This is a genomic window from Microcoleus sp. w1-18aA5 (genome assembly GCF_036701705.1).
Lineage (GTDB): Bacteria > Cyanobacteriota > Cyanobacteriia > Cyanobacteriales > Microcoleaceae > Microcoleus.
The window spans coordinates 1-1674 of record NZ_JAUPTE010000165.1; the positions used below are offsets into that span (position 1 = coordinate 1).

The window sequence follows — 1674 nt, forward strand, 5'->3', positions numbered from 1 at the left end:
TAGAGTCGAACTCATGCACTGGCTAATTTCATAAATTCCTTTTTTTGTCAACTCCTAATACTGAACCGACGCCCTAGTACCTATTTTCTGGTAAAAAATTGACCTAAAAATCCGGTCGTTCCTGATAATCTTCCGCAGAACTCGGATCTAATTCCCACCGACTTTCATCTCGATGTTCCAGCATCTCTGTTGTGTGCAAAATAGCCCCATCTGGCAATTCTATGCCCGCAGCGGCTCCGAGTTCGTCAACAATATCCAGGTCGGGAGTAGGCGTGGTTCCGCCCACCGATTGCTCGCCAGTGGCACTTTCTTGTTCCGCAGCAGGATCGCCATCCTCGCCGCCGATTTGGGAACTGGTGGAAGAGTATCCCGAACTGCTGTCCTGCAGGGTTGTTATGTCGTCTTCGCTCACTCCCGGTTGATCGATGAAGCCGGTACCGTAAGATTCGGTAATTTCTTGAGGCAATTCGCCCAAATTATCATTATCTCTTGTTGTTTTTGCGTTGCGTTCCTTTTGCTGTGCCACGAGACTTGCTCCTGTTTGTTTTTGAACTCAATTAAATTAAAAATGTCCGAATTTCGCTTGATCTGAATTATTTTTACTTATTGCTAATAGCTGTCATTAAGTGGCATCATAATTGCTATTTAAGCTCAAAGCTTCTATCCCAGGAAATATATTGATTCGGCTCAGCTATTTCATTGGGAATACAAAAAGCGATCGCCCTTTTGCAACGGGCGATCGCTTTTTAATGTGGATGTTAATTCTATTCGGGAAAATCAGGAATTATCCATTTGGGGGGTTCCGTCCGTTTCCTTCTCACCGCTTCCTCTGCTATTTCTAGCATTTTATCCAGAGAAGTATTTTCAATGAAGTTGGACGTTGCTTCTGCGTATTCCCGCTTCGGGCACTTGTCGCCCAGAACGCAGCCATTGACGCAAGCTACAGCACAATCGACAGTGTTCTCCACCATAACTTTTTTTCCTTTCACGGTTCCAACAACTAATAGGCAGGTACTCTGGGTGAATTTGTCAAGAGACTGCTCTATATCTTTATTTTACTTCACAAATTGTCATCAAAGGTCGATCGCCAGGGCAAAACTGTTATAAAATCAAAGCAACCTACCTAATCTGCCGATCGTGAGTAATTTTCTGCGGCGCTTAAAACTTTTACCTTGGCGAGAAATGCTGCAAATTGCCACCCTCGTCAACTGCATCGTGGTTGGATTGGAGTTATTTTTAGCCTGGGGTTTCACGCAATCGCGGCCAATCCGCAACGTCGTGACGCTTCTTTACGGCCCATCCCTCGGGACATTGATACCTTTCGTTGCTGCACTGGGAATGGGAGCTTTAGCAGTGTACTTTTTAGAGTATTGGCAACAACAATTTTTGCTCAACCGAATTAGTTTGTGGGTTTTAGTTTTCTGCGTGCTCTTGGGTTTGGTGTTAAAGTCATTCCTACCCATCCCTCCTTTATTAGCAAGTTTATCGGAAGCTGCACTAATCGGAGTTACTGTGGGAGTTTTTTGGAAGGGCCGGCCTTATTGGCGATAGTCATGCCATTTGAGATTTGAGATTTGAGATTTGAGATTGGCTATGACTGATAAGTAGCTAGACAAAATTAATTACATAGTTTTCTCCAAATTCTTTCAGGATTTTTTCCACAGATGTAACAAA

The 1674-nt window shown here is 43.8% G+C and carries 3 protein-coding genes; 1 reads left to right on the top strand and 2 read right to left on the bottom strand.

The features are described 5' to 3' along the window. Positions 1-103 precede the first annotated feature (103 nt). Positions 104-526, bottom strand: a complete 423-nt coding sequence (locus Q5691_RS27480; protein WP_333217037.1) for a DUF6335 family protein — start codon at positions 524-526, stop codon at positions 104-106. A gap of 238 nt (positions 527-764) precedes the next feature. Beyond that, positions 765-971, bottom strand: coding sequence for a hypothetical protein (locus Q5691_RS27485; protein WP_190740439.1), 207 nt, complete (start codon positions 969-971; stop codon positions 765-767). 166 nt (positions 972-1137) lie between these two features. On the opposite strand from Q5691_RS27485, the gene Q5691_RS27490 reads away from it, so the two are divergent. Next, on the top strand, positions 1138-1551 hold the full coding sequence (locus Q5691_RS27490) for a peptide chain release factor 1 (RefSeq protein WP_333217039.1): 414 nt from the start codon (positions 1138-1140) through the stop codon (positions 1549-1551). Positions 1552-1674 lie beyond the last annotated feature (123 nt).

What these genes read in the sequence shown, in the direction of transcription:
- Q5691_RS27485 (WP_190740439.1), bottom strand. Translation starts at nt 971, where the DNA reads ATGGTGGAGAACACTGTCGATTGTGCTGTAGCTTGCGTCAATGGCTGC.